The following is a 21,376-nucleotide window of genomic DNA, read 5'->3' as shown; positions in this document are numbered from 1 at the left end:
GCCGCCGCCGGCCCGACGGGCGTCAGACGGGTGGGGTGGACGGCCTGGGCAGGTCGGTGAGGAGCCAGCTCAGGATGGTCGGCAGTGCGCGGAGCGCGGCGAAGTGGGCCGCGGCGGGTTCGAGGACGGCGGTGGCCCGCGGGATGCGCGCGGCGAGCCAGGAGGAGTGGGCGGCCGGGGAGAAGACGTCCTTCGCCCCGTGCCAGAACAGCACCGGCACCCGGATCTCGCCCGGTTCGAACCCCCATGGCGAGGTGAGCGCCAGCGCGTCGTCGATCCAGCCGTACGGTGAGGTCCGCAGCGCCTCGTGGTAGTTGCGCAGCAGCATCGAACGGATGCCGTTGTCGGAGACGATGACGCGGTCGTCGTCGGTGAGTTCGCCGCGCAGTTCGTCGAGCAGCCGTGCCGGGTCCGAGCGGATCGCGGCGGACCTCGGGATCAGGCCGGCCACGAAACGCTGCGGATCGGTGAACGCCGTGCGGAACTCACGGACGTTGGACGGCGCCATCCCCGCGAACCAGTCCAGCCCCACCGCGTCGCGCGGCGCGAGCGTGACCAGGGCCGCCGCCCGTGTGACCCGGTGGGGCAGTCGCGCGGCGCACGCCAGCGCGTGCGGGGCCCCGGCGGACCGTCCCACCACCGCGAAGCGGTCCAGTCCCAGCGCGTCTGCGACCACGGCCACGTCCTCGACGCCGTCCACGATCCGCCGCCCCGCCCGACGGTCCGACCCGCCGTACCCGGGTCGGTCGAAACTGATGAGGCGGGCGCCACGGTGGTAGAGGAACATCGACCGGGGCCTCGGCCCGACCCTGCTGCCGGGCATCCCGTGCAACAGGAAGACCGGCCGCCCCCTCGGATCCCCCGAGCACTCGACCCGCAACCACCGCCCGTCGGCCGTCCGGACTTGGTCGACCGCCCGCACGAGGTTCTGCACAGCGCTCCCCCTCCCTCGGTCCGAAGACCGGGACCACGCTGCCCGAACCCTTCCCGTGTGCCCGGACCGCGAAACGAATACGCAGGTCAAACGCCTTGCGGCCCAGTCGGGTCCACGCCGCTCAGGCGGCGCCGGGCTGTGCCCGGGCCATGGCCCGGGCACAGGCGGCCTCGCTGGGAGCACCCGCACCGGCGTAGGCGTCGGCCGCCCGGACCCAGTAGCTTCTGGCAGCGCCCGGGTCCCCAGTCTCCTCCTGCAACCCGGCGAGGTTGCGCAGTATGTGAGCGGTCATCAGGGAGTCGTCTGGTCCTGCGCGCAGGACCAGGGCGGTCTCGCACGCCTCGATCTCCTCCCGCACCCGCCCCAGCGCCCCGAAGGCCGCCCCGAGGTTGGTCCACGCCCCGCCTTCGTCCCGCCGGTCCCCGGTGACCTGCTGGAAGATGTCCCGAGCACGCGTGTGGGCGTACAAGGACCCCTCGACGCGCCTTCGGTGGTAAAGGCCGGTGCCCAGGTTGTTCCAGGCCCATCCGGCTCCGCGCCAGTTGCCTGTGGTCTCGAAGAGGAAGACGGCCGTCAGATGGGCTCCGATCGCCTCGTCGACCCGCAGCGCCTCACCGAACAACGAGCCCAGCCTGTTCCACGCCCAGGCCTCACTTTCGCAGTCACCGCTCGCCCGGTGCGCGGCGATCTCCCGTTTCAGGTTGTCCATGGCTCCGTCCACCCAGCCGGGCCGGTACGAGGGCGCGGCGGTCGTGTCGTCCGCCTCGGACGTGCCGTCGATTTCCCCGGCGGTGGCATCCGGGGTCCGTTCGGGGCTAAGGGCGCCCGACTCGCGCCGCCAGTCGAGGTAGGCCCACAACCGGGAGGCGAGAGCTGCGACCAGGCCGGCACAGCCGTCGTGGTCGTTCCACGCCATGGCCGCGACCAGATTCTCCTGTTCGGTCACCAGCCAGGCGAGTGCCCGGTCACGGTCCTCCAGCCCGTCGGGGCCGGACAGTCCGGGCGCCCGCAGCAGGCCGACAGCCGCCTGGGTCCGCGTGCTGTAGAACTCCAGCACCCGTATCCGCGCCGCGTCGCTCTCCGCACTCAGATCCTGCTCTTCGGCGGCCACGGCCGCCCCGTACTCGCGTACCAGGTCGTGCATCCGCCACCGGTCACGGCCGGACCGCTCCACCAGGTGGACCCGCACCAGTCCGGCGAGAACGGCCGACGGCGCCCGGTCGTCCAGCAGGGCGGCGACCGCTTCCGTGGCGGAGTGCGCGGTGGGCGCCAGCGCCAGTAGCCGCAGCGCCCGGGCCTGGTCCTCGGGCAGCCGCCGGTACGACAGGTCGAAGCAGGCCCGGACACTTCGCTCACCGTCCGCCAGGAGCGTCAACCGTTCCCGGGAGGCGGCGAGTTGCCCGGTGAGCTCCTCGACGGACAGTTCCGGATCCCCCGCCAGCGACGCGACCGCGATCCGCAGCGCCAGGGGGAGATGCCCGCAGAGTCCGGCCAGTGCCGCCGCGCCCGCCCGGTGGTCGGCGATCCGCGTGTCCCCGGGGTCGGCGATCCGCAGCGCACGCTCCAGCAGATCGTGTGCCGCGTCACCGGTCAGTTCGTGCAACCGCAGCAGCCTGGCGTCCAGTTGGGGCAGGCGCGAGCGGGAGGTGACCAGCACGCGGTGCCTCGCGTCGCCGGGGAGCAGGGGACGGACCTGATCCGCCGAGGAGGCGTTGTCGGCCAGGATCAGCACCGGTCCGTGCGTGCGCCCCCGCTCGGCGAGCGCGGTCCGGTAGAGCGCCGCCCGGTCGTCGGCCCGCACCGGCAGGTGTTCCTGGGGCACTCCGAGCGCGCCCAGCAACGACTCCAGCGCCGATTCCGGGGTGCCCGGGGCCTCGTCGTAGCCCCGGAGATCCACGAAGAGAGCGCCGCCGGGAAACCAGCCCCGCCCCCTCGCCGTGTGTCCGGCCACCACCGCCAGGGCGGTCTTGCCGATGCCGCCGAGGCCGGACACCGCGGTCACCAGTACCGCCGGCTCCCCGGGTGCCGACGGGTCGAGCGCGCCCAGCAGCCGCTCCAACTCCACCTCCCGCCCCGCGAATCCGGCGGTTCGAGGGGGCAGCGCGTCGTGGGCCGTGGGCGGTGTCCCGGGCCCCACGTTCACCTGTACGCCGATGACCTCGCGCAGAAAGAGCCCACGGAAGCTCACGTGATCGCCTTGATGCCAGGCCGCTCCACTGCCTGGGGCGTGTCGGTCCATCGCCGCCGCCACCCGTTCCGCGAGCTCCGGCCGGGCGGCCAGCGTGCGCGCCAGTTCCTCGGCCCAGGCGTGCAGTCGCGCGCGTGCACCGGGGTCGGTCACGGCCCGGACCAGGTCTACGGGGGCGGGGGCGAGGGCGGGAGCAGGGGCGGGAGCGGGAGCGGGAGCGGGAGCGGGAGCGGGAGCGGGAGCGGGAGCGGGGGCAGGGGCAGGGGCAGGGCCGGGCTCCACGACTGTGTCGGCGAGCCGTCCGGCCAGTTCCCGCAGCGCCGTCAGCCCCGGCTCTCCGCCCGCGCCCTCGTGCAGGGCCCCGAGCAGCGCTGTCAGAGCCGTGCTCAGCCCTTCACTCATCCCCGCCCCCGTGCCGCCCCGCCCGGTCACTTCTCCTACGGTAGAGCGCGCTCCAGCACATGGGCCAGCAGCGGGACTTGACGTACCGTGGACACATGCCCAGTGCTGAGCCCACGGTGGCGGTCCTGACCGCGCTCCCCCTTGAGTACAAGGCGGTGAAGGCCCTCCTCACGGACATCGAGGAAGTGGCGCACGACGACGGAACGTACGCCGACGTGGGGCGGGTCCCCGGACTCCCCTGGCGGATCGCGCTCGTCCGTACGGGCGTGGGTGTCCTCAACGCGTCCACCGTCACCATGCGGGTGAACAACTGGTTCCGCCCGCAGGCGGCCTTCTTCGTGGGAATCGCGGGTCGCCTGGACAAGGACCTTGAGATCGGCACCGTCGTGGTGGCCTCCAAGGTGTACGCGATCCACGGCGGCAAGCTCCGCGACGGCCGCTTCGACGTACGTCCCGCGTCGTGGCAGGTCTCCTACCGGCTGGAGCAGGCCGCGGGCAAGGCGCTGGAGGACACGGCCGAGTTCAAACCCATCGCCGTCGGCGACGTGGTGCTCGACGACGACAAGGCCGAGCTCGCGAGCTTCCTCCAGAAGCACTACCAGGACGCCGTGGCCATCGAGATGGAGGGCACGGGGTTCGCCCACGCCGCACATGTGAGCGAACACCTGAACGCCATGATCATCCGAGGTGTCAGCGACAAGGCGGACGGCACCAAGGGGGACACGGACAAGGACGGTTCCCAAGCTCTCGCGGCGAGCAAGGCGGCCGAAGCCCTCATAGCCGTACTCCGCAAGCTCAAGCCCGTCGACGGCCCCACCGCCGCGCCCACCACCGCGCCCGGCGCCCACGCCGGCCGACCGGAGGCCGCGACGTACGGCGGAGACCACATCAGCCACCATGGCACGTTCAACGGCCCGGTCACCGGCAAGATCGTCAACCACTACGGGGATCAGGGCCGAAGCCAGGGCTAGCCACGGGGCACCACCGGAGCCGGCGGCTCCGCCGAGCCCCCGCTACACGTGTCTTGACTTCACCATCCCTTCAGGTCAGATTCGATGCTCCGCACGACGTCCGGGGCGCAGGGGACCCATGCCTCCCGGGGGAACAGCACGGCCATCCGTCCCTTCGCGAGGCTGGAGCGTCCCGCATGTCCAAGAGCGCGGATCCTGAGAGACGTACGACGGTGCAGGCGGGGCCCTCGCGGCGGCGGGTACTCAGGGTCGCGGCGGGGGCGGGTGCCGGGGTCGCGGCCGGTGGGCTCGCGGGGACGGCGGCCGCCGCTGCCGCGCCGGCGTCGCTCGGTACGTACGACGTGGTCGTCGTCGGCTCCGGTGCGGCGGGGATGACCGCCGCGCTGACCGCGGCGAAGCAGGGGCTGAGCTGTGTCGTCGTGGAGAAGGCGCCGACGTTCGGGGGGTCGGCGGCGCGGTCGGGGGCCGGGATCTGGCTGCCGAACAACAGTGTGATCAAGGCGGCCGGGGTGCCGGACACGCCGGCCAAGGCGGCCACCTATCTCGCGGCCGTGGTCGGGGACGACGTGCCCGCCGACCGGCAGAAGGCGTTTCTCGACCACGGGCCCGCCATGCTGTCGCTCGTCATGGCGAACAGCCCGCTGCGGTTCCGGTGGATGGAGGGGTACAGCGACTACTACCCGGAGCTGCCGGGCGGGCTGCCGAACGGACGGTCCATCGAGCCGGACCAGCTGGACGGGAACGTGCTGGGCGATGAGCTGGCGCGGCTGAATCCGGCGTATCTGGCCGTGCCGGCCGGCATGGTGGTCTTCAGCGCCGACTACAAGTGGCTGGCGCTGACCGCGGTGAGCGCCAAGGGGCTGGCCGTCGCCACGGAGTGCCTCGCACGCGGGACGCGGGCGGCGCTGCTGGGGCAGAAGCCCCTCACCATGGGGCAGGCGCTGGCGGGCGGACTGCGGGCCGGGCTGCTCGGCGCCGGTGTACCCGTGTGGCTCAACACCCCTTTGACGGAGCTGTACTTGGAGAACGGGGCCGTGACAGGAGCGGTCGTCACCCGGGACGGCGCCCCCGGCCTCGTCCGCGCCCGCCGCGGGGTCGTCGTCGGCTCCGGCGGCTTCGAGCACAACGCGGCCATGCGGGAGCAGTACCAGGAGCAGCCCGTCGGGACGCGGTGGACGGTAGGGGCGAAGGAGAACACGGGGGACGGGATCCGCGCCGGGCAACGGGTGGGCGCGGACGTGGGGCTGATGGACGACGCCTGGTGGGGGCCGGCCATACCCACCCCCGACCAGCCCTGGTTCTGTCTCGCCGAACGCACACTGCCCGGTGGGTTGTTGGTCAACGGGGCGGGCGCCCGGTTCGTCAACGAGGCGGGGCCGTACAGCGATGTCGTCCACACGATGTACGAGCGCGACACCCCGTCCGCCGGGCACATCCCCGCCTGGCTGATCGTCGACCAGAACTACCGTAACCGGTACCTCTTCAAGGACCTCGCGCCGACGTTCCCGTTCCCCGACGCGTGGTACGACGCCGGGGTCGTCCACAAGGCGTGGACACTGGACGCGCTCGCCACCGCGATCGGCGTGCCGGCCGCCGCCCTGCGCGCCACCGTCGACCGCTTCAACTCCCTTGCCCGCAGCGGCGACGACACCGACTTCGGGCGCGGCGACAGCGCGTACGACCACTACTACACGGACCCGTCGGTGCTCCCCAACTCCTGTCTGGCTCCCCTGTGGCTGCCGCCCTACTACGCCCTGCGCATCGTCCCGGGCGACCTCGGCACCAAGGGCGGCCTCCTCACCGACGCCCGCGCCCGCGTCCTGCGCCCGGACGGCACGGTGATCCCCGGCCTGTACGCGGCGGGCAACGCCAGCGCCGCCGTCATGGGCCGCAGTTACGCGGGGGCCGGGTCGACGATCGGGCCCGCGATGACGTTCGGGTACGTGGCGGCGCTCGACCTCGCCGGGAAGCTCTAGGGCGACCCGGTCGACGCCGCCTCGTCGAGCCGCAGGTCGATCCACGGGATCGTGTCGCCGTCCAGCAGATAGCGCTCGGTCTCCACGAAGCCGTGCTCGAGGGCGAACCTCAGGCCGTCCGCGTTCGATTCCAGTACGCACGTCTCGATGACCCGGGCGTCCAGTTCCCGCGCCCGCCGCAACGCCCGCTCGTACAGCTGCTCGCCGAATCCCCGCCGCCGGTGTTCGGCGAGGACGCGCGCGATGACCGTCGCCGTCGCCGTGTCCCCCTCGGGCGGGCGGACCGTGGAGTTGCCGACCAGGACGCCGTCGGCGTACGCGAGTTCCAGATGGTTGCGGACGGCTCGCTCGCGGACGTCGGCGAGGGAGAGGAGGTGGGTGGGGATGATCGTGTTGTGGACGTGGCGCCAGGCTTCGAGTTCCTCGTCGCCGGCCGCCGCACCGTCCAGGCGTTTGATGTCGAGATCGGTCACGGCGTCAGCTCAGGCATCGCCTGTGGCTCGGGCATCGTCCGCGCCCACCTCGTCGTCGAGCAGCGCGTACGCCCGTACCGGGAAGGTGCCCATGCCCTCGACGGCCGGTGGTGCGGCGTGGAAGCGGAAGCCCTGTGGGGGCAGTTGCTCCAGGCCGCGCAGGTGTTCCACGACCGGGATGCCGGCGGCCAGCAGGCCGGTGTGGGCGGGGCGGGTGCCGTCGTCGGTGTCGTCGATGTTGAGGGTGTCCATGCCGACGAGGGCGGCGCGCCGCTCGACGAGCCAGGCGACGGCGTCGGCGGTGAGGTAGGGGTGGCCGTGGCCGTAGCTGTCGGTGCCCCAGTGCCGGGCCCAGCCGGTGTGGATCAGCACCGCCCGGCCGGTGACGTCGTACGGCAGCAGCGCCTGGCGGTCCACGGCCCGGCGGTCGGCGTCCTGGACGCGTACGACGACGCCGTCGAGGTCGGTGAGCCGGGCGAGCGGCAGCCCGGCGAGGTCGTGGCCGCCGCTGAAGCGGTGGAAGGGGCTGTCGAGGTAGGTGCCGGTGTTGGAGACCATCGAGATACGGCCGATGGCGAACTCGGTGCCGGGCGCGTAGATCTCCTTCGAGGCGTCCCGGGAGAGGTGGTCGCCGATCTCGGGGCCGGGGAGGCCGGGGTAGGTGGTCATCCCGTGTCGGATGGTGTGGCTGAGGTCGATGGTGCGGCGCCCGCCTGTCCCCCGCTCCCGGGACCCGCTGGTCGTACCCCGTGACCCCTTGTGCGGCTCCCGCACCGACTCCCTGGCGCTGATGCGCACCTCGTCCACCATGAGCAGTCCGAGATGACGGACGAACAGCTCGGCCAGCTCGTCGTCACCGATCGCCGCGTCCGGCACGTCCAGCATGAAGCCCCGGGTCCGCAGGTCGCCGCCGTTGCCGAAGGTCACCTCGGCGTCGAACCGGACCCGCCACCGCTCATCGTCGTGGTTCTCGCTCATGTCCTGATCTTCCATGCGGTGTCACTTCATCACAAGCAAGATTTACTGAAGCGGCACTACGGTACGGCTTATGGAACTGGACCCCCGCCGACTGCGCGTCCTGCGTGCCGTGGCGCTGCGCGGCGGTGTCGTGGACGCGGCGAAGGTGCTGCATCTGACCCCGTCGGCCGTGTCCCAGCATCTCGCTCAGCTGGAGCGGGAGGTCGGTCAGCCGCTGGTGGACCGTTCGCGGCGCCGGGCGGGGCTGACCCCGGCGGGGCGGCTGCTGGCGGCGCGGGCCGAGCGGATCGAGCAGGAGCTGGCCGAGGCGCGCCGTGAACTCGCCGAGCTGACCGGCCGTTCGACCGGGGCGGTGACGGTCGCCGCGTTCTCCTCCGCCGTGTGCCATCTGCTCGTCCCGGCGCTGGACGCACTGGCCCGCACCCACCCCGGTCTGGAACCGAGGGTGGTGGAGGCGGAGGGCCCGCAGGCGCTGCGCGAACTGCGTACCGGTGGCCTCGACCTGCTGGTCGTCGAGTACGACAGCGACGATCCCGATCCGGACGAGCGGGGGCGGGGGCGGGACCTGGCGTCCGCGCCGGTCGCCGACGACGAGTACCGGGTGATCACCCCGGCCGAGTGGTCGCCCGCGCCCCGCTCGGTGAAGGACCTCGCCGACCGGCCGTGGATCGCGGGCCCGCCCGACACGGCGTGCGGCCGGGCCCTGGCACGGATCTCCACCCAGTACGGCTTCACCCCGCGCCGCGTCCACACCGGCCTGGAGTTCCCGACCGTCCTGGCCCTGGTCCGGGCCGGCCTCGGCGCCGCCGTCGTCCCCACCCTCGCCCTCACCGACGCCCCGGCCGACACCGTCGCCCTCCCCACCGTCCCGATGGCCGGCCACCGCCGTATCGCGGCGGTCTGGAGAGCCGGCCGCTCCGGCCCGGAACCCCGGACCACCGCCTTGGTCGAGGCCCTCCGGGAGGCCGCTCTGAACCTGGGGCTGACGCCCGCGCCCTGAGGGGGCGGGCGGCAGTCGCTGTTGTGATGGGTTCATCAGAACTGGGATCGATCTCGCCCACGGAGCTACACTCGCCGCATGCTGACGCCAACCCCGCCCGACAAGCCCAGCCACTCCGGTAACACCGATAACTCCAGTGGCTCCAGCGGCTCCAGCGACTCCAGCGGCTCCAGTGGGCCGAGCAAGCCCGGCAACCGCTTCGAGCGGCGCCGCGCCGAGACCCGTCAGGCGCTCGTGCGCGCGGCCCGGCAGATCATCGCCGAGAGCGGTGACACCGGGGCCAGCATCCAGACGATCGCCGAGCGCGCGGATGTCGGCTTCGGCTCGTTCTACAACCACTTCACGTCGAAGGCGGAGCTGTTCGACGCGGCGGTGGTGGACGCCCTGGAGGAGTTCGGCCAGACCTTCGACGAGCGGCTGACCGGGATCGGCGACCCGGCGGAACTCGTCGCGGCCGGCTTCCGCTTCAGCGCCCTGATGGTCGACTCGCACCCGGAGCTGATGCAGGTCCTGCGCCACCGCGGACTCAGCCACATCCACTCCGACAAGGGCCTCGCCCCGCGCGCTCTGCGGGATCTCCAGGCCGGCATCGTCTCGGGCCGCTTCCTCCCCGCCGATCCGGCGGTCACCCTGGCCGCGATGGGCGGGTCCCTGCTCTCCCTCGTGGAGCTGCGGTTCACCCGCCCCGACCTCGACGGCGCCGAGACCGCCGCGAACCTCGCGGAGCTGATCCTCCGCATGCTGGGCGTACCACCGGACGAGGCCCACGAGGTGGCCCGACGCCCGCTGCCCGGCCTCGACGACTGACGAGACCGGGCGGAACGGGCGGAACGGGGGGAACGGAGGAACGGGGGGGGGGAACGGGCGGGCTTCCCGGAGGAGTTACCGGACGGACTTGGCGTTCGCGGATTCCGCGTTCGTGGTGGGCTCCCCGTTCGTGGACTCCTCGTTCGCGGACTCGGCGTGCTCGGCCTCGCGGCCCGCCTCCGCCGCACCCGACGCCCGCTCATCACGCATCGCCCGGCGCCCCGGCAGGACCGCCAGGACGATCACCGTGCCGACGGCCATGATGATCCCGCCGATGAGGCTGGCCTGGGCGACGCCGTGAGCGAAGGCCTGGTTGACGGCGTCGACGACCGCCTGGGCCTGCTGCGGACCGCCGGAGGGGTCCTGCGCGATGCGCTGGGCGACGGCCAGGCCTCCGCCGACCGAGTCCTGGGCGGTCTCCAGCGCGGCGGCCGGGAGCCGGTTGCCGACCAGGTCGGCCAGCTCGTCCCGGTAGGCGGTGCCCAGCAGCGAGCCGAGGATGGCGATGCCCAGCGAACCGCCCAGCTCCAGCGCGGTGTCGTTGGCGCCGCCGCCGACACCCAGCTCCGACTCCGGGAAGGAGTCCATGATCGTGTCGGTGGCCGGGGAGACGCTCAGCCCGATCGCGAAGCCGAGCAGCAGCATCGGCGCCAGGAAGTCGGCGTACGTCGAGCCCTTGTCGACCTGGGTGAGCAGGAACACCCCCGCGGTGCCGATGACCATGCCGGTGGTGACCATGGCCTTCATGCCCAGCTTCGGGGTCAGCCGTCCGGTCGCCGCGGCGCCCACGAAGACGGCACCGGCCAGCGGCAGCAGCCGTACACCTGTGTCCAGGGCGTCGTAGCCGAGGACGAACTGGAGGAACTGGGTGGAGTAGTAGATCGCGCCGAAGGTGCCGAAGAAGAAGAACAGCACCGCGAGCATCGAGCCGCTGAAGGGGCGCTCGGCGAACTTGCGCACGTTCAGCATCGGGTGCGGGTGGCGCAGCTCCCAGGCCACGAAGGCGACCAGACCCACGCCGGCGGCGACGGCCGCGGTGACCGGGCCGACGCCCCAGCCGAAGTGCGGACCCTCGATGGCCGCGTACACCAGTGAACCGACCGAGACGATCGACAGCAGACCGCCGACGTAGTCGATACGGCCCATGCCCTCCGCCTTCGACGGCGGCACCAGGGCGAGCGCGCCGACGACGGCGAGGACGGCGATGGGCACGTTGATCAGGAAGGTCGAGCCCCAGGCGTGGTCCTCCAGCAGCCAGCCGGCGACCAGCGGGCCGAGCGCGATGGCCAGGCCCGAGGTCGCGGTCCAGGCCGTGATGGCCTTGGCCCGCTCGGCCCTCGGGAAGGACGCCACCAGCAGGGACAGCGTGGCCGGCATCACCACGGCGGCACCGACGCCCATGACCGCCCGGGCCGCGATGACCAGCGCGGTCTCGTCGACCAGGCTGCCCATCACCGAGCCACCGGCGAAGATCACCAGGCCCGCGATCAGCGCGCCGCGACGGCTGTACTTGTCGCCGATCGAGCCCAGCACCAGCATCAGCGCGGCGTACGGGACGGTGTAGCCGTCGACGACCCATTGCAGATCACTGCTGCTCAGGCCCAGGTCGGTCGTCATGTCCGGCGCCGCCACGATCAGTGACGTGTTCGCCATGACCACGATCAGCAGGCTCAGGCACAGCACGAGCAGCGCCCACCAGCGCCGCGCGTACGGCCCGGTCATCTTCTCCACGGGGGTGTTCGCGAGGAAGGGCATCGGAAGCTCCTAAAGGACGGTAGGGCGAGCGGGACGACTTAATTGCTCACCGATGTGCAGACTAGTTTATTGCCCACCGCTGTGCAAATATCGCGGTGAGCCCCTTCCGCTCCCCGGTCCCCCGAACCCCGATGTCCAAGCTCCGCTCCCCGCTCCCTGCTCCCCCGCGCCACCACTCCCCGACCTCCGCTCTCTGATCCATGAGGTGCCGATGTGACCAGCCGACCCGCGTCGACGACGCCGTACGCGGCGCAGCGCCGTGACGCGCGCGCCACCCGCGCCCGGATCCTGGAGGCGGCCAGGCAAGAGCTGACCCGCGACCCCGACAGCCGCCTCGCCGACATCGCCGGAGCCGCCGGGGTGGCCCGGCGCACGGTCTACGTCCACTTCGCCGGCCGGGCCGCGCTCGTCGAGGGCCTCGCCGCGGAGGCCGCGGAGGCGATCCGGCTGGCGGTCATGGCCACCCCCGCCCCGGCCCCCGACGCCGCGACCGACCTGGCAGGCTTCGTCCTCACCGTGTGGCCGGTCGGCGACCGCTTCCGCACCCTCATCCGGCTGGCCCGCCAGGACCTCGGCCCCGACCGTGTCAACGAACTGCTGGCCCCGGCCCGCGACCTGGTCACCGGGATACTCACCCACGGTCAGCGGCAGGGCGTCTTCCAGACCACCGTCCCGCCCGCCCCCCTCAGCCGGGCCATCGAGGCCCACCTGCTGACCCTGCTCGACTGCGTCAACAACGGCATCTGGTCCGACGACGGCACCAGCGCGGCCACCGCGGCCCTGATCGCCGCGGGCGTCGCCCCCGACGAGGCCTCGGCGAAGGTCCGACGCCTGCGCGGGACCGGGCCCTTCTGACACTCCCGCGATACCGAAGCCCCCGAAGAACTCGAAGCACCCGAAGCCCTTGAAGCCCTTGAAGCCCTCTGGAGGAGGACTCATGCACCGCTCCCAGCCCGAGTACGACTACGTATACGAGTACGGCCACGACTACGACTACGGCAGCAACACCGGCACCGGCACCGGCACCGGCACCGGCCAGGCGTACGAGCCGTACCAACCGCCCCGGCGCACCCGCCGTTGGCGCCGACGGCCGCTCGCGATCGCCGCCGCCTCGGCGGTCGTCCTCGTCCTCGCCCCGGTCGCGGTCGACCGGGCCGTGGCCGCGCGCATCGAGTCACGTACGGCGCAGGCGTTCCAGGAGGGCATGGACACGCCCCTGCCCCCGAAGGTGGAGGTCCACGGCTTCCCCGTCCTGGCCCAGGCGGCCTCCGGCACTCTGGACCGGGTGGACATCACCGCTCACGACATCCCCGCCGACGGCTCCGACCGCCCGCTGCCGGTGACCGAACTCGCCCTGGAACTGGAGGGGTTGACGAAGTCGGACGACGACAGCGAGGCCCGGGCCCGCTCGGCGGAGGCGACCGCCCAGCTGTCGTACCGGGACATGTCGAACGCCCTCGGCATGGAGATCTCCCAGGGCTACGGCGCGGACCGGATCCGCGCGAGCGTCCTGACGCCCCTCGGTTTCGAGGTCACCGCGACTACGGCCGTCTCGGTGGCCTCCGGCAACCGCATCGCATTCAAGGACTTCAAGGTCGCGGGCCGCGTCGCCCTGCCCGACGTCGGCGAGAAGCTCCTCGACAAGGCCTTCGCGCAGCCGATCGAGCTACGGAACATCCCCGACGGCCTGCATCTGCGCTCGGTCACCACCACCGCGAACGGCCTCACCGCCCACTTCTCCGGCAAGTCGGTCACCTTCCACCGTTCCTGAACGGTCGAGGACTCCTCACCGCCCGGCCCCGGCATCCGTCCCCGCCTCCGCCTCCGCCCCGGCGCCAGTACCCGTACCTGTACCCGTATCCGCGTCCGTATCCGTTTCCGAGCCGCTGTCATCGCCACCCGTGGACGCCCCGTCTCCGTCCCCGCCGCCGTCACTCGTGGACTCCTCACCCGTCTCCTCGGTCACGACGATCACCGTGCTGCCGGCCGCGACCTCGCTGCCCGCCTCCGGGGTCGCGGCGGTGACCACGGAGTCGGACGCCTGGGAGTAGCCGGAGGCGACGCTGACCCTCAGCCCGAGTCCGCCCAGTTCGTCCTGGACCTCGGCGAGGGTGCGGCCGACGACGTCGACGGGGATCTGCACGGTCTGAACGGCCTGGGCGATCCGGACGTCGACGGACGAGCCGGGCTCGATCTCCTCGCTCTCCGCGACGCTCTGCCCGACGACGGTCCCGGCCTCGGCGCCGCTCTCGACCTCGGTCGTCCCGCCCAGCTTCAGATCCTGCTCGGCCAGCAGCTTCCGGGCCTCGCTCAAGGTGCTGCCGGTGAGGTCGGGGACCGTGGACCTCGCGGCCCGCTCGGCCACCGTGAGGGTGATCTCGGTGCCCTTCTCCGCCTGCTCGCCGCCCTCGGGGTCCTGCTTGAGGACGGTGCCGGCGTCCTCGGTGCCGGACTCCGCCTGCCGGGTCCGCACCTTGAAGCCCTTGTCCTGAAGAATCCGTACGGCGTCGTCCTCGTCCTTGTCGGTGACGTCCGGCACCTCGACCTTCGGCGCACCCGTCGAGACGGTCACCGACACGGCCTCCCCCTTGGCGAGTCGGCCCTCCACCGGAGTCTGCTCGCACACGTACCCCTTGGGCTGCGCGTCACAGGGCTCCCGTTTCTCGACGGTGACGGTGAGGCCGACGTTGTCCGCCGCCGCCCGCGCGTCGTCGAGGCTCTGCCCGACCAACTCCGGTACGTCCGTCCTGCCGTCGTCGGCCCCACCGCCCCCGAGCATCAACCAGCCGACCAGGACAGCCATGGCGACGACGGCGACACCGGCCACGACGAGCGCGACGTTCCCTCGCCGCCGGCCGCCCCTTTTCTCCTCTTCCCCGGCATCGTCGTGCGGGTGGGCGGCTGCCTGCTGCGTGACTGCCGGGTGGGTGACCGCCGGGTGGGTGACCGCCGTCGCCCCGGCCCCGAGGCACGCCTCGACATCGGCGAGCATCTCCTCGGCGGACTGATAGCGGTACGCCCGCTCCTTCGCCAGGGCACGCAGGACGATCACGTCCACCTCGGGCCCGATCTCGGGGTTGTACAGGCCGGGCGGCTGCGGCTCCTCCTGGATGTGCTGGTACATCACCGCCATCGGCGAGTCACCGGTGAACGGCGGCCGGTAGGTGAGGAGTTCATAGAGCAGACAGCCCACCGAGTACAGGTCGGACCGCGCGTCGATGTCCTGCCCCAGCGCCTGTTCCGGCGAGAGGTACTGGGCGGTCCCGATGACGATCGACGTCTGGGTCATCCCGTCGTCCCGCGCGTCCCGGGCGATCCCGAAGTCCATGACCTTGACCTGCCCGGCCTGCGTGAGCATGACGTTGGCCGGCTTGATGTCCCGGTGCACGATGCCGTGCTGATGGGAGTGGGCGAGCGCCCGCAGCACGCCGGCCGTCAGCTCCAACGCGCGCGGGACGGACAGCCGCGGCCCCGAGTACAGGGCCTCGCTCAGGGTCGTCCCGTCGACGTACTCCATCACGAGGTACGGCAGCGGGGCTCCGCCGTATCCCATCCCGTCGCCCGTGTCGTACACGGCGGCGATCTCGGGGTGGTTGAGCGACGCCGTGGACTGGGCCTCCCGCCGGAATCTCTCCTGGAAGGCCGGATCCCGCGCGAGATCGGCCCGCAACGTCTTCACCGCGACACCACGGTCCAGCCGCACGTCGTACGCGAGATGCACCTCGGCCATGCCACCGCTGCCGAGCAGCAGCCGCAGCTCGTACCGGTCGCCGAGTACCGCCACCGGGTGGAAGAAGGTCGGGTCGTCTGTGCCGCCGAGGTTCACTGCACTTCTCCACACGGGTCGGAAGTCAGGGCAGCAAGATAATTGCACATCGACGGGTAGTTATCTTCCGTGCCCAGGGCACGCCGAACGAGAGGCTGCTCACGCACCCGGTGCGGTCGAGCCCCGCCGAGCGGGCAGAACCCTTGGTCGGCGGGCCAGCCGTACGACGACTCAGGCGTCCTCGGCCGCCGCCGCCGTCGCACGCATCGCCGCCGCGACCTCCTCGGCCACGGCACTCGCCCGCTTCTCCGGCACGCCGGCCCCGATGAGGGTGGCCACGGCGATCCGGGATCCGTCGTCCTCCCACGCCCCGGTGTTGACGGCCTCCAGGAGGGCGACGTGCATGGCCTCCAGCCCGGCGCTCAGTACGGCGGGCGGCAGATGGGAGTGGAAGACACCGTCCAACTGGCCCCGCTCCAGGATGGCCGTGACCTCGTCGCGGGCCGGCGCCAGCACGGCGGCCACCCGCTCGATCCCCAGGTCCCGCCGGGCCAGCGCCAGAAGCATCCGGTAACGGTCCCCCACGGGCCACATGGTGAACACGAACTGGGCCAGCGCCCGCTCGGCCGGCTCCGTGGGCTTCGGCCCGGCCGCCACCGTGCTCCGCAGGGTCTCGGAGGCCTCCTCGGCGAGGGCCTCCAGCAGCGCCGCCCGCCCTGGGAAGTGCCCGAAGAGAGTGCGCCGCACGACCCCGGCGGCCCGCGCCAGCTCCTCCAGCGTGACGTCGGGGTTCCGCCCCAACTCCTCCCGGGCCGTGGCCAGAATGCGTGCCCGATTGGACCGCGAATTACGACGCAACGGCTCGCGGCCCACGGATTTGGTCACGGAGACAACCTCGGAGGATCAGTACGGGCGGAGGACGGCGGAACGGGTAACGGCGAAACGGAGCACAGCCGAACGGAACGAACGTCAGGCCCATTTTGGCACGACGGACCAAGGGACGAGAGGACTGCGCCAGGGAACCGGGGCCCCCGGACCCCCTCCCGGGGAGCCGCGGCTCAGTGGGGTGGCCCCGCGCCGTGCAGGAGCGTGTCGACGACGAGTGCGCAGCGCCCGTCGACGGCCCCGAGGACCTCCTCGGCCGCACCCTCAGCCTTCTCGGTGACGGGGACAGCGCCGCGTACGACGGCACCCTGGGCGGCGACCACGAGGACCGGGCGGGTCGTGGAGCGGCCGCCCGCGCGCTGCTGAGGGCGGGACGCACCGCCAGGATCGACATCGGCGGATCGGCATGGGCCGGGATTCCGAGACCTGCCCCGCCGACCTCTCGCTCCTCGTCCACACCCACGCCGCCCCACCCCTCATGCTGATCTTCGGCGCCGTCGACTTCGCCGCCGCCCTCAGTCAGGCCGGGGCCTTCCTGGGCTACCGGGTCACGGCCTGCGACGCCCGGCCCGTCTTCGCCACCGCCGCCCGCTTCGCGCACGCGGACGAGGTGGTCGTCGACCGACCCCACCGCTCGCTACCTGGCCGCCACCGAGGTGGACGCCCGCACCGCCATCCGCGTCCTCACCCACGACGCCGAATTCGACATCCCCCTCCTGAGCCCGGCGCTGAGCCTCCCCGTCGGCCACGTCGGCGCGATGGGCTCCCGCCGCACCCACGAGGACCGCGATCGGCGGCTGCGCCGATCCGGCGTGTCCGAGCGGCAGCTCACCCGCCTGCACTCCCCGATCGGCCTCGGCCTCGGGGCCGATCGGGGAGTGCACCCGAGGAAACAGCCATCTCCATCGTCGCCGAGATCATCGCCCGCAGCCACGAGGCCACCGGCCTGCCCCTCTCCCACGGCACCGGCCCCCTCCACCGCCGCCCGGTCCCGACGCCCCGCTCACCTCACAGGCCGCTCGAACCGCCACCTGAAGCCGCGCATCGCGGTCGCCGGTTCTGATCATTCCCCGCGCTCGTCCGCCGGTGGCGGCAGCTGGTCGTCCGGCACGATGTGGACCGCTGCCTCCTCGGCACCCGCCGCTCCGCCGTCGATGCCCTGGTCATCGGCGACGAGTTCCTTGGTGGTGTCCGGGTGCGCGCCCTCGTCGGGCGCCACCAGGCGGCCGGCGCGGTCCGTGCCGGCCTCGGGGTCGCGTGGTTCGCCCTCGCCGCCGGGCAGGTCGCCGATACCGTCCCCGGCCGGCTCCCGCACGTCGGGAACCTCCTGCCGCAGTCTTTCGTCGAGGGACTCCCCCTCACGCTGCTCGGCCGCCGTGGTGCCCGCCTTGGTGACGCCGAGCGGCTTCTCCGGCGGGGAGTAGCCCTCGTCCAGCATGTCGTCGTAGGTCCGCTCGTCCACCGCGTCCTGGAGATCCAGCGGGGCGGCGTCCTCCTGCTCCTCGTTGCTCCCGGTGGGCTGATAGACGTCGTCCGCCATCGTCTCGTCGCTCATGTCCGCCTCCCCGGTGGATTCGGTGATCTTCAGGAGCTTCCCCTCGGAAGTACCGAGTACCGGGTACCGAGTACGCGGTGCTTGATGCCGGTGCTTGATGCACTGATCGACAGCTCACTCGCCGTACTCGCCAACGGATACGCGTGGCTGCCCGACCGCCGACGCCGTACCGCCGCGCCCGCGGTGCGGGCCCGGGTCATGGGACAGCACGCCGTCGCCCTGCACGGGCCGGAAGCGGTGCGGTCCTTCTACGACGAAGGGCATGTGAAGCGCCGTACAGCGCTCCCGGTCCGGTGCTGAGCACCCTGTTCGGGCACGGAGCGGTACACACCCTGGACAGAAGGGCCCACCGCGTACGCAAGGACCTGTTCCTCTTCTCCCTGCTCACCGGGCCGGAGGCGGTCGCCGGCGTCGTGGAGCGCGTCGTCTCGGTGTGGGACGAGGCCGCGGAGTCGTGGCCGGGCCGCCCGGCGGTCGTGCTGTTCGACGAGGCGAGCCGGATTCTCACCCGAGGCGTCTGCGAGTGGGCCGGAATCCCCCTCGAGTACGCAGCGGGTTCGTCATCGAGGCCGTGCGGGAATGGCGCCGGCCCACAGCGCGGGACGAGCGGCGGGCTGACGCGGCGGGCTGACGGTGGTTGCCGGCCGGTGGCTCACGCGACTCGCGCGACTCACGCGCCCAACGGATTGCGGCTCATCCGCCGTCCAGCGGTGACGGCCGCGCCCACCAGCGCGGCGGCGACGGCCGTCCTGCGCATCGCGGTGCGCCGCCGCCCGCCCCAGCCGCCGTGCACCGCCCCTTCCCCGGGAGCCGGTACGTGCAGCGCTCCGTGGGTGTCGGGAGCCCTCTCGTCGTGAGCCAGATGAGTCCTGTGCGCCTGCCGCGCCATCGCCCGCTCCGCGATCCCCGGTGTCCACCGGGCCTGCCGTACGAGCGCGCTGCCCGCGGGCCCGACCACCACTTCACGACGCGGGTGATGGACGAGATCGACGACGGCCCGGGCGACCCGCTCGGGGCTGTACACCGGAGGCATGGCGACCACCTTGCGCCCGGTGTAGTTGGCCGCCTGCTCGAAGTGTGGGGTGTCGATGGTCGCGGGCATCACGGTGCACACCCGAATGCCCTTCGCCCCCTCCACCCGTAGCTGCTGGCGCAGGCTCGATCCAAGCCCTTGGACAGCGTGCTTCGACATGCTGTACGGGTGGCTGTACGGCTGGGCGGCGGCGCCCGCGACGGACGAGATGTTGACCAGCGTGCCCGTACCCTGCTCCCGCATCACGCGCAGAGCCGCTCGGGCCCCGTACACGTAACCCATCACATTGACGTCCAGGACCCTGCGGAAGTCCTCCAGCGGCACGTCCTCGAACAGGCCGAACGCGTTGACGGCCGCGTTGTTGACCCAGACGTCGATCCTGCCGAAAGCCTCCACGGCACGCCGCGCCAGATTCTCGACCGCCCCGGCATCCGCCGTGTCGGTCGGCACGATCAAGGTCCGCGCCCCGCGATGCTTGTCGCACTCCTGCGCGGCCGCCTCCAGAGCCTCCTCCCGGCGCGCCGCCAACACCACGGCGCATCCCTTGCGTGCGAAGGCCTCGGCCGTGGCCCGCCCGATCCCGCTGGACGCCCCGGTCACCACCACCACGTGATCCCTCAGTCCCATGTCCTGCCTCCTCAGGTCTGCCCCGAGCCGGACGGGTACCCCGGACGGGCGAGCCATCGCGATGGCTCGCCCGTCCCACTCCTCCCCGGGCCGGACCTCCTCACGTACTGCCCGGCCCGCCGCTGCCGAAGGACCCACCGGACCCGGGATCCCAGCGCGGGCGTTTCTGGTCCTGACTCGGCCTGCTGCCGGATCCGTGCAGGTCGTGCGGGGTGAGCCGCTCGCTCCCGTCCTCCGCCCTGGGCACCTCGTCCGGCTCCCGCATCTCCCGGGTCTCGCGCACCGGCCCGTCCGCAGGCCCAGTGGGATGTTCACCGCGCCGGGGGGTTCTCGACTCGCGGCGCCGCACCTTCATGCCGAGCCGCACCGCCCAGATGAGCCCACCGGCGACAACCAGACCGACGATGAGGATCGCGAGCCCACCGCCGGGATTCGTCGCAGCCGCTTCGTATCGGATCGTGGTCATTTCCGCCGGGTACCCGCGCGAGGCACGGTCAATACTCCGTCCGCGCGCCGCCCGGGTACGTCGACCTCGCCCTCATGCGGGCACATGCCCACGCCGGTGCCCGCGCCCGTGTCCCCGGCTGGTGATCAGCCGTACGGCGCGCCGACGCATCCCCTCGACACTGCCCAGCACCGCGCCGAGTGCGGCACGCGGCCCGTTGCCGTGGTTGAGCCGGGCCGACACCATCGGTGCCCTGCACGCCGAGAGGGCGAGTGCGAGTGCGAGTGCGAGTGCGAGTGCGAGTGCGAGTGCGAGTGCGAGTGCGCCGACACCGGCCGCGTTCGCTCGGATCGCCCACCCCGGACGCCCGCCTGCCGACAGGCGCTCGAACCGCCGCCACGCGTGCTCACGGCACGGTGACCACTGCCTTGCCCCGGGCGTGGCCATGCTCCACATGCCGCACGCCCTCGGCCGTGTCGGCCAGGGAGTAGGTCCGGTCGACAACCGGGGTGAGCGTGCCGGCCTCGATGAGCGCGGTGACGGCGAGCAGGTCGTCGTGGGCCGGCCCGGCCGGGGCGGCCGGGAGGATCGGGCGGAGCTGCTGCCGGACGAACCCGTTGACCGCCATCAGCCGCAGCAGGGAGCCCACCGCCCCGAACACATGGCCGGGCGAGCCGCCGCCGTTGGCCACCAGAATCCCTGTCGGGGTGAGCGCCTGGCGCAGCCGGCTCAGCGGGCGGTTGCCCACGTTGTCCAGGATCACGTCGTAGTGCGTGCGCCGGTCGGTGAAGTCGTCCCGGGTGTAGTCGACGACGTGCGCGGCGCCCAGTGAGCGCACCAGGTCGACGTTGCGGGTGCCGCAGACCCCGGTGACCTCCGCGTCCAGGGCCGCGGCGATCTGCACGGCGAACGTGCCCACGCCACCGGCGGCCCCGTTGACCAGCACACGCTGTCCGGCCTTCACCCGGCCCACGGTCCGGATGCCGCGCAGGGCGGTCACCGCCCCCACCGGTACGGCCGCGGCCTGCTCGAAGGTCAGACTCGCGGGCTTGGGCACCAGCAGATCCGCGGTGGTGCGCGCGAACTCGGCGAAGGAGCCCGGACAGAAGCCCAGCACCTCGTCGCCGGGCTTGAACCCGCGTACGCCGGAGCCGACCGCCTCCACCTGTCCGGCCGCGTCGATCCCGGCCACCCGGCACTTCGGCCGGGTCAGCCCCACGGGCCCCATCAGCCGCGCTACGAACGGGTCGCCGCGCATCATGTGCCAGTCGTAGGGGTTGACCGCGGCGGCACGCACCCGCACCAGCACCTGGTCGGCCCCGACTTCGGGCCGGTCGATGTCCGCCAGCCGCAGAATGTCCGGCGGGCCGAACCGCTCCTGAACGATCGCCTTCATCGACTCTCCCCCATACCTCGTACGGATGTACGGCGTACACCTACCTGATGGCACGGTAGGTGTACGCCGTACACCCGTCAAGGGCCGGCCCGTTCCCGGTGACAACGATGACGAAGGCGCAGGTCAGTGAAGGCGCAGGTCAGTGAAGGCGCAGGTCAAGTGAAGGCGCAGGCGAAGGTGAAGGG

18 protein-coding genes and 1 pseudogene are annotated in these 21,376 nt (G+C 72.4%); 8 read left to right on the top strand and 11 right to left on the bottom strand.

The annotated features are described in order from the left end of the window. Positions 1–22: 22 nt before the first annotated feature. Together I8N67_RS10670 and I8N67_RS10665 are read right to left on the bottom strand one after the other, a co-directional pair. On the bottom strand, positions 23–934 hold the full coding sequence (locus I8N67_RS10670) for an alpha/beta fold hydrolase (protein ID WP_200302507.1): 912 nt from the start codon (positions 932–934) through the stop codon (positions 23–25). A gap of 121 nt (positions 935–1,055) precedes the next feature. Then, positions 1,056–3,524: an ATP-binding protein gene (locus I8N67_RS10665; protein WP_200302505.1), complete on the bottom strand. Its 2,469-nt coding sequence runs from the start codon at positions 3,522–3,524 to the stop codon at positions 1,056–1,058. A gap of 95 nt (positions 3,525–3,619) precedes the next feature. Here I8N67_RS10665 and I8N67_RS10660 point away from each other — a divergent pair, with 95 nt between their 5' ends. Together I8N67_RS10660 and kstD are read left to right on the top strand one after the other, a co-directional pair. Then, positions 3,620–4,495 carry a 5'-methylthioadenosine/S-adenosylhomocysteine nucleosidase family protein gene (locus I8N67_RS10660; RefSeq protein ID WP_200302503.1) on the top strand — a complete coding sequence of 292 codons (876 nt, stop codon included), beginning with the start codon at positions 3,620–3,622 and terminating at the stop codon, positions 4,493–4,495. Between the two features lie 176 nt (positions 4,496–4,671). Further along, positions 4,672–6,471 carry a 3-oxosteroid 1-dehydrogenase gene (gene kstD, locus I8N67_RS10655; RefSeq protein ID WP_200302501.1) on the top strand — a complete coding sequence of 600 codons (1,800 nt, stop codon included), beginning with the start codon at positions 4,672–4,674 and terminating at the stop codon, positions 6,469–6,471. On the opposite strand, the gene I8N67_RS10650 is transcribed toward kstD, so the two are convergent. Together I8N67_RS10650 and I8N67_RS10645 are read right to left on the bottom strand one after the other, a co-directional pair. Beyond that, positions 6,468–6,944: a GNAT family N-acetyltransferase gene (locus tag I8N67_RS10650; RefSeq protein ID WP_200302493.1), complete on the bottom strand. Its 477-nt coding sequence runs from the start codon at positions 6,942–6,944 to the stop codon at positions 6,468–6,470. The genes kstD and I8N67_RS10650 overlap by 4 nt on opposite strands. Before the next feature lie 9 nt (positions 6,945–6,953). Then, entirely contained in the window at positions 6,954–7,922 is a 969-nt protein-coding gene (locus tag I8N67_RS10645) for a cyclase family protein (RefSeq protein WP_234045435.1), read from the bottom strand. 70 nt (positions 7,923–7,992) lie between these two features. On the opposite strand from I8N67_RS10645, the gene I8N67_RS10640 reads away from it, so the two are divergent. Together I8N67_RS10640 and I8N67_RS10635 are read left to right on the top strand one after the other, a co-directional pair. Further along, the gene (locus I8N67_RS10640) at positions 7,993–8,922 is read left to right on the top strand and encodes a LysR family transcriptional regulator (RefSeq protein ID WP_200302489.1); all 930 of its coding nucleotides are present in this window, start codon (positions 7,993–7,995) and stop codon (positions 8,920–8,922) included. A gap of 78 nt (positions 8,923–9,000) precedes the next feature. Continuing rightward, positions 9,001–9,729 carry a TetR/AcrR family transcriptional regulator gene (locus tag I8N67_RS10635; RefSeq protein ID WP_200302487.1) on the top strand — a complete coding sequence of 243 codons (729 nt, stop codon included), beginning with the start codon at positions 9,001–9,003 and terminating at the stop codon, positions 9,727–9,729. Between the two features lie 75 nt (positions 9,730–9,804). Here the strand turns inward: I8N67_RS10635 and I8N67_RS10630 are convergent, their stop codons facing one another. After that, the gene (locus I8N67_RS10630) at positions 9,805–11,484 is read right to left on the bottom strand and encodes an MFS transporter (protein WP_200302486.1); all 1,680 of its coding nucleotides are present in this window, start codon (positions 11,482–11,484) and stop codon (positions 9,805–9,807) included. A gap of 213 nt (positions 11,485–11,697) precedes the next feature. Between I8N67_RS10630 and I8N67_RS10625 the strand changes: the two genes are divergently transcribed. Both I8N67_RS10625 and I8N67_RS10620 read left to right on the top strand, forming a co-directional pair. Next, positions 11,698–12,339 (top strand): TetR/AcrR family transcriptional regulator, encoded by a 642-nt coding sequence (locus I8N67_RS10625; RefSeq protein WP_200302485.1) that lies wholly within the window; start codon positions 11,698–11,700, stop codon positions 12,337–12,339. A gap of 82 nt (positions 12,340–12,421) precedes the next feature. Further along, complete coding sequence (locus I8N67_RS10620) at positions 12,422–13,255, top strand: LmeA family phospholipid-binding protein (RefSeq protein WP_200302484.1); 834 nt, start codon at positions 12,422–12,424, stop codon at positions 13,253–13,255. A 15-nt stretch (positions 13,256–13,270) separates the two neighbouring features. Here I8N67_RS10620 and pknB read toward each other — a convergent pair whose 3' ends face one another. After that, positions 13,271–15,310 carry a Stk1 family PASTA domain-containing Ser/Thr kinase gene (gene pknB / locus I8N67_RS10615; RefSeq protein ID WP_200302483.1) on the bottom strand — a complete coding sequence of 680 codons (2,040 nt, stop codon included), beginning with the start codon at positions 15,308–15,310 and terminating at the stop codon, positions 13,271–13,273. Between the two features lie 171 nt (positions 15,311–15,481). Next, complete coding sequence (locus tag I8N67_RS10610; protein ID WP_200302482.1) at positions 15,482–16,135, bottom strand: TetR/AcrR family transcriptional regulator; 654 nt, start codon at positions 16,133–16,135, stop codon at positions 15,482–15,484. 221 nt (positions 16,136–16,356) lie between these two features. On the opposite strand from I8N67_RS10610, the pseudogene I8N67_RS10605 reads away from it, so the two are divergent. Then, positions 16,357–17,198, top strand: a pseudogene (locus I8N67_RS10605) (XdhC family protein); the annotation flags it as partial. On the opposite strand, the gene I8N67_RS10600 reads toward I8N67_RS10605, so the two are convergent. After that, a complete protein-coding gene (locus tag I8N67_RS10600; RefSeq protein WP_200302481.1) occupies positions 17,199–17,690 on the bottom strand; it encodes a DUF5709 domain-containing protein in 492 nt (163 codons plus the stop codon). It abuts the pseudogene before it with no gap. 84 nt (positions 17,691–17,774) lie between these two features. Between I8N67_RS10600 and I8N67_RS44175 the strand changes: the two genes are divergently transcribed. After that, positions 17,775–17,990, top strand: a complete 216-nt coding sequence (locus tag I8N67_RS44175) for a hypothetical protein (RefSeq protein ID WP_307835201.1) — start codon at positions 17,775–17,777, stop codon at positions 17,988–17,990. A 370-nt stretch (positions 17,991–18,360) separates the two neighbouring features. On the opposite strand, the gene I8N67_RS10590 is transcribed toward I8N67_RS44175, so the two are convergent. The 3 genes from I8N67_RS10590 to I8N67_RS10580 all read right to left on the bottom strand — a co-directional run bounded on the left by I8N67_RS10590 (position 18,361) and on the right by I8N67_RS10580 (position 21,191). Beyond that, complete coding sequence (locus I8N67_RS10590; protein WP_200302479.1) at positions 18,361–19,350, bottom strand: SDR family oxidoreductase; 990 nt, start codon at positions 19,348–19,350, stop codon at positions 18,361–18,363. Positions 19,351–19,450: 100 nt separating this feature from the next. After that, the gene (locus tag I8N67_RS10585) at positions 19,451–19,816 is read right to left on the bottom strand and encodes a DUF6479 family protein (protein ID WP_200302478.1); all 366 of its coding nucleotides are present in this window, start codon (positions 19,814–19,816) and stop codon (positions 19,451–19,453) included. Positions 19,817–20,201: 385 nt separating this feature from the next. After that, the gene (locus I8N67_RS10580) at positions 20,202–21,191 is read right to left on the bottom strand and encodes an NAD(P)-dependent alcohol dehydrogenase (protein ID WP_200302477.1); all 990 of its coding nucleotides are present in this window, start codon (positions 21,189–21,191) and stop codon (positions 20,202–20,204) included. Between the last annotated feature and the right edge of the window lie 185 nt (positions 21,192–21,376).

Source organism: Streptomyces adelaidensis (assembly GCF_016598475.1).
Classification (GTDB): domain Bacteria; phylum Actinomycetota; class Actinomycetes; order Streptomycetales; family Streptomycetaceae; genus Streptomyces; species Streptomyces adelaidensis.
The sequence above is the reverse complement of the archived record's forward strand: the minus strand, read 5'-3'. Positions and strand labels throughout refer to the sequence as shown.

Bases quoted from the DNA above. Each gene is read 5' to 3' on its own strand.
- I8N67_RS10620 (WP_200302484.1), top strand. From the start codon at position 12,422: ATGCACCGCTCCCAGCCCGAGTACGACTACGTATACGAGTACGGCCAC.
- I8N67_RS10665 (WP_200302505.1), bottom strand. From the start codon at position 3,524: ATGAGTGAAGGGCTGAGCACGGCTCTGACAGCGCTGCTCGGGGCCCTG.
- I8N67_RS10640 (WP_200302489.1), top strand. From the start codon at position 7,993: ATGGAACTGGACCCCCGCCGACTGCGCGTCCTGCGTGCCGTGGCGCTG.
- I8N67_RS10585 (WP_200302478.1), bottom strand. From the start codon at position 19,816: ATGACCACGATCCGATACGAAGCGGCTGCGACGAATCCCGGCGGTGGG.
- I8N67_RS10580 (WP_200302477.1), bottom strand. From the start codon at position 21,191: ATGAAGGCGATCGTTCAGGAGCGGTTCGGCCCGCCGGACATTCTGCGG.
- kstD (WP_200302501.1), top strand. From the start codon at position 4,672: ATGTCCAAGAGCGCGGATCCTGAGAGACGTACGACGGTGCAGGCGGGG.
- I8N67_RS10600 (WP_200302481.1), bottom strand. From the start codon at position 17,690: ATGAGCGACGAGACGATGGCGGACGACGTCTATCAGCCCACCGGGAGC.
- I8N67_RS10635 (WP_200302487.1), top strand. From the start codon at position 9,001: ATGCTGACGCCAACCCCGCCCGACAAGCCCAGCCACTCCGGTAACACC.
- I8N67_RS10630 (WP_200302486.1), bottom strand. From the start codon at position 11,484: ATGCCCTTCCTCGCGAACACCCCCGTGGAGAAGATGACCGGGCCGTAC.
- I8N67_RS44175 (WP_307835201.1), top strand. From the start codon at position 17,775: ATGCCGGTGCTTGATGCACTGATCGACAGCTCACTCGCCGTACTCGCC.
- I8N67_RS10660 (WP_200302503.1), top strand. From the start codon at position 3,620: ATGCCCAGTGCTGAGCCCACGGTGGCGGTCCTGACCGCGCTCCCCCTT.
- I8N67_RS10590 (WP_200302479.1), bottom strand. From the start codon at position 19,350: ATGGGACTGAGGGATCACGTGGTGGTGGTGACCGGGGCGTCCAGCGGG.
- I8N67_RS10645 (WP_234045435.1), bottom strand. From the start codon at position 7,922: ATGAGCGAGAACCACGACGATGAGCGGTGGCGGGTCCGGTTCGACGCC.